The organism is Pseudomonas tehranensis (assembly GCF_014268615.1).
In the GTDB taxonomy this organism is placed as follows: Bacteria; Pseudomonadota; Gammaproteobacteria; order Pseudomonadales; family Pseudomonadaceae; genus Aquipseudomonas; species Aquipseudomonas tehranensis.
Genome location: NZ_JABWQV010000202.1, coordinates 1 through 9,204 on the forward strand (window position 1 = coordinate 1; position 9,204 = coordinate 9,204).

8 protein-coding genes are annotated in these 9,204 nt (G+C 61.2%); 5 read left to right on the plus strand and 3 right to left on the minus strand.

The window, feature by feature from the left end; genetic code table 11:
- Positions 1-157: 157 nt before the first annotated feature.
- Positions 158-1,456, minus strand: a complete 1,299-nt coding sequence (locus HU811_RS21235; protein ID WP_186657944.1) for an MFS transporter — start codon at positions 1,454-1,456, stop codon at positions 158-160.
- 254 nt (positions 1,457-1,710) lie between these two features.
- Here HU811_RS21235 and HU811_RS21240 point away from each other — a divergent pair, with 254 nt between their 5' ends.
- On the plus strand, positions 1,711-2,700 hold the full coding sequence (locus HU811_RS21240) for an FAD:protein FMN transferase (RefSeq protein WP_186657946.1): 990 nt from the start codon (positions 1,711-1,713) through the stop codon (positions 2,698-2,700).
- 346 nt (positions 2,701-3,046) lie between these two features.
- A complete protein-coding gene (gene sthA / locus HU811_RS21245) occupies positions 3,047-4,441 on the plus strand; it encodes a Si-specific NAD(P)(+) transhydrogenase (RefSeq protein ID WP_047227219.1) in 1,395 nt (464 codons plus the stop codon).
- 42 nt (positions 4,442-4,483) lie between these two features.
- On the opposite strand, the gene HU811_RS21250 is transcribed toward sthA, so the two are convergent.
- Together HU811_RS21250 and HU811_RS21255 are read right to left on the minus strand one after the other, a co-directional pair.
- Entirely contained in the window at positions 4,484-5,206 is a 723-nt protein-coding gene (locus tag HU811_RS21250) for a glycerophosphodiester phosphodiesterase (RefSeq protein ID WP_092403237.1), read from the minus strand.
- Complete coding sequence (locus tag HU811_RS21255; protein ID WP_092403235.1) at positions 5,203-5,799, minus strand: PilZ domain-containing protein; 597 nt, start codon at positions 5,797-5,799, stop codon at positions 5,203-5,205. Before HU811_RS21255 ends, HU811_RS21250 begins: the two co-directional genes overlap by 4 nt.
- Positions 5,800-5,893: 94 nt before the next feature.
- Here HU811_RS21255 and HU811_RS21260 point away from each other — a divergent pair, with 94 nt between their 5' ends.
- From HU811_RS21260 to HU811_RS21270, 3 genes are all read left to right on the plus strand, one after another.
- On the plus strand, positions 5,894-7,144 hold the full coding sequence (locus HU811_RS21260) for a lipoprotein-releasing ABC transporter permease subunit (protein ID WP_092459109.1): 1,251 nt from the start codon (positions 5,894-5,896) through the stop codon (positions 7,142-7,144).
- A 7-nt stretch (positions 7,145-7,151) separates the two neighbouring features.
- Entirely contained in the window at positions 7,152-7,835 is a 684-nt protein-coding gene (gene lolD, locus HU811_RS21265; protein WP_162843734.1) for a lipoprotein-releasing ABC transporter ATP-binding protein LolD, read from the plus strand.
- A gap of 63 nt (positions 7,836-7,898) precedes the next feature.
- Positions 7,899-9,143 carry a lipoprotein-releasing ABC transporter permease subunit gene (locus HU811_RS21270; protein WP_092459111.1) on the plus strand — a complete coding sequence of 415 codons (1,245 nt, stop codon included), beginning with the start codon at positions 7,899-7,901 and terminating at the stop codon, positions 9,141-9,143.
- Positions 9,144-9,204: the final 61 nt, after the last annotated feature.

The following is a 9,204-nucleotide window of genomic DNA, read 5'->3' on the forward strand; positions in this document are numbered from 1 at the left end:
TTTGTGGGGGCGTTTTTTTGTCTGTAGGTTTTGTGTTGAGTGCGCCGGCCTCATCGCGAGCAGACTCGCTCCCACAGTTGAACGGGGTGCTGCTGATGCATGCGGTCCCATGTGGGAGCGGGCTTGCTCCGGGCGGCGATCCGACGAAGGCAATCTATCAGGCGCCGCTCACCATCGAAGCTTGTGCGGTCCGCAGTTCATGCCGATTACCCTTGAACAACACCAGGGTGGCAATCAACCCCAGCACTGCCGCGCCACTGAGCCATATCCCCGGTGCGGCCTTGTTGCCCAGCACATGGATCAGATAAGTGCAGGCCGCTGGGGTAAACCCGCCGAAGGTCGCGGTTGCCAGACTGTAGGCCAGGGAGAAGCCGGTGGTGCGCACTTCGAGCGGCATGATTTCCGTCAAGGCGACGACCATGGCGCCGTTGTACGATCCATACAGGAATGACAACCACAATTCCACGATCAGCAAATGACTGAAGCTGGGGTTCGCCACCAGCCAGGACAGCGCCGGATATGCCGTGAGAATCGCCAGAATAGTCGCGCCCAGCAGCAAGGGCTTGCGTCCGATCTTGTCGGAAAATGCGCCCATCACCGGCAGCCAGAAGAAGTTCGACAGCCCGATGCATACCGTGACCAGCAACGCATCCAGGTCCGACAGGTTCAATTCGGCTTTACCGAAGGTCGGCGTGTAAGCCGTGATCAGGTAAAACGACACCGTGGTCATCACCACCAGCGCCATGCCCGCCAGGACGACGCCGAAATTCTGACCGATGGAACGGATGATTTCCGATAGGGTAGGGCGATGTTTTCTCGCCTGGAACTCAGGTGTTTCTTCCAGTGAGCGACGGATCACGAATATCACCGGCACAATCATGCAACCCACCAGGAACGGCACGCGCCAGCCCCATTCGCCCATCTCTTGGGGACTCAGCCAGTGATTGAGGCCCACGCCCAACAGACCGGCAAACACGACGGCCGCCTGCTGACTGGCGGATTGCCAACTGACAAAGAAACCCTTGCGTCCCGGCGTGGAAATTTCCGCCAGGTACACCGACACACCACCGAGCTCAACACCGGCGGAAAAGCCCTGCAGCAATCGCCCCAGCAGCACCAGCAGCGGTGCCGCCACGCCGAGGGTGGCGTAACCCGGCACACAGGCGATAAGCACCGTGCCGGCGGCCATCATCGCCAAGGTGATGATCAAGCCTTTGCGGCGGCCGTGCCGGTCGATGTAGGCGCCGAGAAAAATCGCCCCCAACGGGCGCATCAAGAATCCGGCGCCAAATGTGGCCAGGGACAGCATCAGCGAGGCGAAAGCACTGTCGGTGGGGAAGAACGTCTTGGCGATGGCCGTGGCGTAGAAGCCGTAGACCATGAAGTCGAACATCTCCAGGAAGTTGCCGCTGACAACGCGAAAAATCGCCTTGCCGTTGCTCTTGGTGGAAGGCATGGGTCGGTACTCACTCTGACAATCTTGTATGGAGGCGCTGCACGCTGTGGGGGGGCTGCCTGTGGGAGCAAAGCTTGCTCGCGATGAACGAAAACGCTGCCTTGTAGCTGGACCGTGTCGCATGCATCGCGAGCAAGCTTTGCTCCCACAGGTCTGCTCCCACAGGTTCGCGCATGCACGCGCTGAAGCCCATAATGGCCGGCGCGGTTTTGAGGGGGGATGAAGATTTGTTAACTGGACGGTGGGGAAAGCTTGTGGTCCTGGCCGGTGTCTTGACCGGCTGCGGCAACGGCGAGCGCCTGGAGCGCTTCGATGGACCGACCATGGGCAGTCATTATTCCATTCAATACGTCAGGCATTCCGCCACGCCCGGTCCGAAAGCGGTGCAGGCCGAGGTGGAAAACGTCCTTGCCGAAGTGGATCGGCAATTCTCGACCTACCGTAGCGACTCGGATATCGAACGTTTCAACGCGCTGCCTGCTGATAGCTGTCTGGTCATGCCCGGTCCGGTACTCGAACTGATCGGTGTGGGTGAGCAGTTGTCAGCCCAAAGCGACGGTTCTTTTGACCTGACGGTGGAACCGCTGCTGAATCTGTGGGGCTTCGGTCCTCAATCCCGAGAAGAGAAAGTGCCGACCGCGGAAGCCTTGGCCCAGGTGCGCCAGCGCGTCGGGCAGGGTCATTTGCGCATCGACGGCGACCGGCTGTGCAAGGACGCCGCGGTGGAGGTCGACTTCAACAGCATCGCTGCGGGCTATGCCGTCGACCGGATCGCCGCCAGACTCCAGGCCCTGGGCATCGACAGTTACCTGGCCGAAGCCACCGGTGAACTCAAGGCTGCCGGGCGTAAACCCGACGGCTCGGCCTGGCGCATTGCCCTGGAGGAGCCTCGGGATGACCGGCAAGTGGCTGAGCGTGTCATCGAAGTCAACGGCTACGCAGTCTCGACGTCCGGTGACTATCGGCGTTATTTCGAACAGGACGGGGCGCGTTACTCCCACACCTTTGATGCACGTACCGGTGCACCGGTCCTACACAACCTGGCGTCAGTCACGGTGATTCATCCTTCGGCGTTGATGGCCGATGGACTGTCGACGCTGTTGCTGATTCTCGGTCCCGAACGGGGTTGGGACTATGCCCAGAAGCATGGTATCGGGGTATTTTTCGTGTTGCGCGATGGCAATCGTTTTGTCACCCGTACCAACGACATGTTTGAACGGATCAGCAGCGGAAAAACCCAATGATGACATCCTTCAGGATGTCGGCGACCTGTGGCGAGGGAGCTTGCTCCCGATGGGCTGCGCAGCAGACCCTTTTTTGTGAGCGCTTCGCACTCAAGCGGGAGCAAGCTCCCTCGCCACGGTGATTTGGGCAAGCACCGACAGCGATTTGAAAGGCTACCTGTGGCGAAATAGCGCAGGCAAAACTAGCCTACGACGCGACCAAGGGGTAATGTGCGCGGCGTTGACGCTTCTATAGACTGTGGCCGGGCTCGTGAACCGGCCTGAAAATTGTTCCTTCATGTCGCTGGCCGGCATGATTTAGCCGTGGTGCCAAGTGTGGCGTCGCGGCCTGTTCTGAGGAGTACGCATGGCTGTCTACAACTACGACGTGGTGGTATTGGGTTCCGGCCCGGCGGGAGAAGGCGCGGCAATGAACGCCGCCAAGGCAGGGCGCAAGGTCGCGATGGTCGACAGCCGTCGGCAGGTCGGTGGCAACTGCACCCACTTGGGCACCATCCCGTCCAAGGCCTTGCGTCACTCGGTCCGGCAGATCATGCAGTTCAACACCAACCCGATGTTCCGCGCCATCGGCGAGCCGCGCTGGTTCTCCTTCCCGGACGTGCTCAAGAGCGCCGAGAAGGTGATCTCCAAGCAAGTGGCCTCGCGCACCGGTTACTACGCCCGCAACCGGGTCGATGTGTTCTTCGGCACCGGCAGCTTTGCCGACGAGCAGACCGTTGAAGTGGTGTGCGGCAATGGTGTGGTCGAAAAGCTGGTGGCCAAGCACATCATTATCGCCACCGGCTCGCGCCCGTATCGTCCGGCCGATATCGATTTCAACCACGCACGTATCTACGATAGCGACACGATTCTGAGCCTGGGCCATACCCCGCGTAAGCTGATTGTCTACGGCGCCGGGGTGATCGGTTGCGAATACGCCTCGATCTTCAGCGGCCTGGGTGTGCTGGTGGAACTGGTGGATAACCGCGGCCAGTTGCTGAGCTTCCTGGACTCGGAAATCTCCCAGGCCCTGAGCTATCACTTCAGCAACAACAACATCACCGTGCGCCACAACGAAGACTACGACCGCGTCGAAGGCGTGGACAACGGCGTGATCCTGCACCTCAAGTCCGGCAAGAAAATCAAGGCCGACGCCTTGCTCTGGTGCAACGGTCGTACCGGCAACACCGACACCCTGGGCCTGGAAAACATCGGCGTGAAGGTCAACAGCCGTGGCCAGATCGAAGTTGACGAGAACTACCGCACCTGCGTGACGAACATCTACGGCGCCGGTGACGTGATCGGTTGGCCGAGTCTGGCCAGCGCCGCCCATGACCAGGGCCGTTCAGCGGCCGGCAGCATTGTCGACAACGGGAGCTGGCGCTTCGTCAACGACGTACCGACCGGTATCTATACCATTCCGGAGATCAGCTCGATCGGCAAGAACGAGCAGGAGCTGACCCAGGCCAAGGTGCCCTATGAAGTGGGCAAGGCCTTCTTCAAGAGCATGGCGCGGGCGCAGATCGCCGGAGAGCCGCAGGGCATGCTGAAGATCCTCTTCCACCGCGAGACGCTGGAAGTGCTGGGCGTGCACTGCTTCGGTTATCAGGCGTCGGAGATCGTTCACATCGGCCAGGCGATCATGAACCAGCCGGGCGAGCTGAACACGCTGAAATACTTCGTCAACACGACCTTCAACTACCCGACCATGGCCGAAGCCTATCGGGTAGCGGCCTATGACGGGCTCAACCGGCTTTTTTGAGCGGCTCCGGCCGGTGGCCTGAGCCGGCCGGGGAGACCGATTTCAGCAATTCTCGAGGGTGGCAGTGGCCAAACCGGGAAAGTCTGTAATCAGGCTGTCAACGCCGAAGTCGGCGAGCCTGCGCATCAGCGCGGGTTCGTTGACGGTCCACACCGACACATGCAACCCCTGACGCTGGGCCTTGATCAGGCGTTCCGGCGTACACAGCGTCCAGTTGAGGGCCAGAATCTGGCAACCGTAACTCTGGGCGACCTTCAGCGGGTCGAGCCAGGCGTATTCGGCCACCAGTCCGCGGGCGATGTCCGGGGTCAGGTCCAGGGCAGCCTTGAGCACTTCCCGGGAGCTGGAGGTGATGGTGATTTTGTCCAGCAACCCGAAACGCTGGGCCATTTCGCGGATTCCCAGCACGGTGGCAGCGGCGCGGGTGCGTGAGGCACTCTTGACCTCCAGTTGCCAATGCTCGAAATCACATTTTTCGAACAGCTCCTCCAGGCGCGGGATCGGGCACGGCTTGATCCAGCCCGGGCCACCCTTGCGCGCATCGTAGGTCACCAGCTCGGCGGCCGAATGCTCCACCACCTTGCCCCGGCGATCGGTGGTGCGCTTGAGGGTCGGGTCGTGGATCACCATCAACTCGCCGTCCATGGACAGGTGCAGGTCCAACTCGCATCGGCGCACGCCGTGCTTGAGGCACTCCTGGAAACCGGTCAGGGTATTTTCTGGCGCTTCGCCCTTGGCGCCGCGGTGGCCATAAATGAGGGTCACGGTTCTTCCTTATTGGTGCCGGATTCGTTCAGTTCGCGCGCCAGGCGCCGCTCTTGCGCCTGTTTCTGCAGGATGTAGCGGGCCAGCAACTGACGCTGGGCGTCGGTGGGGCGTTCGAACTCGGTGCCCACGTCGTAGCCATCGCCCTTGGGGTCGCAATGAGTCACCCGGGCCCGCAGCAACAGCCCCAGGGCCTGGGGCATCAGCACCATCTTGATCGACAGATGCGCGCCGACGGCAATGGGGGTGGGGTATTGGAAGTCGATACCCCCTTCGGAAATGATCACCGGCTGCGGCTCGCCGATTTCGCCGAGCGCGGTCAGGGCAATGACCTGACTGAGCAGGTCGATGCGTTTGTTCATCGCTTTGAGGTAAGCCGTGATGCTACGCTCGCGCTCGCTGATCTGGCGCAGCAGGTGTTGCGATTCGAATTCGCTCAGGTGCAACTCGCTGAGCAGATTGAACAGTGGAGAAGCATCCTGCAACACTTCCTGGCCAGCAGCTTCAGGAATGGAGAGGGGCCGAATTTCCAGTGCGATCGTGTCCTCGATACGGTAGTATTCGCGGCGATCTTCTTCATCTAATGTCGACATGGCGAACCCATGGTAGCGGCGGTGGTCTGAGTGTAAAGCTGGTTTGTGACCCCCGCCACAAGGACGTTCCTTTTCCCTCCGAACAAGCCCCGACATGTTCAGACCTCTCTTCGTATTTATCGGCACGCGTTATACCCGTGCAAAACGTCGCAATCATTTCGTATCGTTCATTTCCCTGACTTCAATCATCGGACTGGCCCTTGGCGTGGTCGTGATGATCGTCGTGCTGTCGGTGATGAACGGCTTCGACCATGAAATGCGCACTCGCGTGCTGGGCATGGTGCCCCACGCAACCCTTGAAACCGGCGAAGCCATCAGCGACTGGCCGAGCCTGGCCGCCAAGGTCAAGCAGAACCCGCAGGTGCTGGCGGTTGCGCCGTTCACCCAAATGCAGGGGCTGCTGACCAACAATGGCAAGGTTTCCAAGGTCTTGCTCAATGGCATTGACCCCGGGCTTGAGCGGCAGGTGTCGATCATCGACAACTTCATGCAGCAGGGCAAACTCGACGACCTGGCGCCCGGCAGCTTTGGCATCGTCATCGGCGACAAGGCTGCGGCCAAGCTCGGCGCCGCCATCGGCGACAAGCTGACCTTCGTTGCGCCGGAAGTCACCGTGACCCCGGGCGGTATGTTCCCGCGTATGAAGCGCTTTACCGTGGTCGGCATTTTCCATGTCGGCGCCGGCGAGCTGGACGGTTATCTGGGCGTGACCAACCTTCAGGACCTGGCCCGTTTGCATCGCTGGAAGCCGGACCAGGTCCAGGGCCTGCGGTTGAAGTTCGACGACCTGTTCCAGGCGCCGCGGGTTGCCTGGACCATCGCCCAGCAGCTTGGCGAAGACCGCTACTACGCCCGGGACTGGACGCGCACCCACGGCAATCTGTACCAGGCGATTCGTATGGAAAAAGCCATGATCGGCCTGTTGTTGCTGCTGATCGTCGCCGTGGCGGCATTCAACATCATCTCCACCCTGGTGATGGTGGTGAACGACAAGAAGGGCGACATCGCCATCCTGCGTACCCTCGGCGCCACGCCGGGGCAGATCATGCGGATCTTCATGGTCCAGGGCACGGTCATTGGCGTGATCGGCACCCTCGTCGGTGCCTTGGTCGGCATGTTTGCCGCGCTCAACGTCAGCGCCGCGATTGCCGCCCTCGAAGGCCTGATCGGGCACAAGTTTCTCAACGCCGACGTGTACTTCATCGATTACCTGCCGTCGCAGTTGCAGACAGACGATGTGTTGATGGTCTGCGGCGCCGCGTTGGTCCTGAGTTTCCTCGCCACCCTGTATCCAGCCTGGCGTGCCGCGCGCACCCAGCCTGCGGAGGCGTTACGTTATGAGTGAGTCGGGTATGAGTGAAAAAGCAATCTTGAGCTGCCGTAACCTGGGCAAATCCTACGAGGAGGGGCCGGAGTCGGTGGTGGTGTTGTCAGGCTTGCAGCTGGAGCTGCATCCGGGCGAGCGTGTGGCGATTGTCGGCACCTCCGGGTCGGGTAAAAGCACTTTGCTCAATCTGCTGGGCGGCCTCGATACGCCGACGGCCGGCAGTGTCTGGCTGGCGGGCGAAGAGCTCTCGGCGCTGAACGAGAAGGCCCGTGGCCTGCTGCGCAACCGCTCCCTGGGTTTCGTCTACCAGTTCCACCATTTGCTGCCTGAGTTCACCGCCCTGGAAAACGTCTGCATGCCGCTGTTGATCGGCCGCACCGCGATTCCTGAAGCCCGTCAGCGCGCCACGGCGTTGCTGGAGCGGGTAGGGCTGGGTCATCGCCTGGAGCACAAGCCGGCCGAGCTGTCCGGTGGCGAGCGCCAGCGCGTGGCGATTGCCCGGGCCCTGGTCAACAAGCCGGGGCTGGTGATGCTCGACGAGCCGACCGGCAACCTCGATTCCCACACCGCCCAAGGCATCCAGGATTTGATGCTGGAGCTCAGCACGTCGATGCGCACCGCGTTCCTGGTGGTGACCCATGACATGAATCTGGCCCGGCAGATGGACCGCGTCCTGCACTTGCAGGAAGGTTGCCTGACGCCCATTTGACCGACCGAAACCCGGCGCTTGCTGCAAGCGCCGGGTCTTTTATTTTTATACGGTGCCCCGCGAATGTTCAGACCGTTATCGATCTTCATCGGCACGCGCTATACCCGCGCCAAGCGCCGCAATCGCTTTGTTTCGTTCATCTCCATGACCTCGATGATCGGCCTCGCCCTGGGGGTGCTGGCGATGATCGTGGTGCTGTCGGTGATGAACGGCTTCCAGCGCGAAATGAGCTCGCGCATCCTCGGTATGGTGCCCCACGCCACCATCGTCGGCGTCAAGCCGATCGACGACTGGCAACCGGTGGCCGCCGCTGCGCTGAAAAATCCTGAAGTGATCGCCGCCGTACCGTTCACCGAAATGGAAGGCATGCTCAGCCATAAAGGCGCGATGCAGCCGATCCAGATCAGCGGCATCGACCCGGCCCAGGAAGGCAAGGTGTCCATCGTCGCCCAGCATATTGTCCAGGGGCGACTCGATGCCTTGAAACCGGGCGAGTTTGGCGTGGTGATCGGTGAAATCACCGCCCGGCGCTTCCGGCTGAACGTCGGTGACAAACTGACCCTGATCGTGCCGGAAATCAGCACCGCGCCGGGTGGCATCACCCCGCGGATGCAGCGCTTGAATGTGGTCGGCGTATTCAAGGTGGGCGCCGAGCTGGACGGCTCCATGGCGCTGATCCACGTGGCCGACGCCGCGCAAATGCAGCATTGGCAGCCGAATCAGGTGCAAAGCGTGCGCCTGGCGGTCAAGGACCTGTACGCCGCGCCGCAAGTGTCCGCCGACATCGCCACGGGCCTCGGTACGGCCTACAAGGCCGACGACTGGACCCACACCCAGGGCAGCCTGTTCAGTGCCATGAAGATGGAAAAAACCATGATCGGCCTGCTGTTGTTGATGATTGTCGCGGTGGCGGCATTCAACATCATCGCTACCCTGATCATGGTGGTGAACGATAAGGGCGCAGATATCGCGATCCTGCGCACCATCGGCGCCACGCCCCGGCAGATTATGGCGATCTTCATGGTCCAGGGCACGGTGATTGGCGTGGTCGGCACGCTGATCGGCGGCGTGCTGGGGGTGATTGCGGCGCTGAACGTCAGTGATTTAGTGGGTTGGTTCGAAAGGGTCACTGGCCAGCATATTTTCAGTTCCGACGTGTATTTCGTCAGCAACCTGCCCTCGGAGCTTCAACGCGGTGATGTGGTGCTGATCTGCTCGGCCGGGTTCATCCTCAGCTTCCTCGCCACGGTTTACCCGGCCTGGCGTGCGGCGAAGGTCGAGCCGGCACAGGCGTTGCGGTATTCTTGAGTCACCGCAAAATCTTGTGTCAAGTGGACACTCTCTGTGGCGAGGGGATTTATCCCCGCTG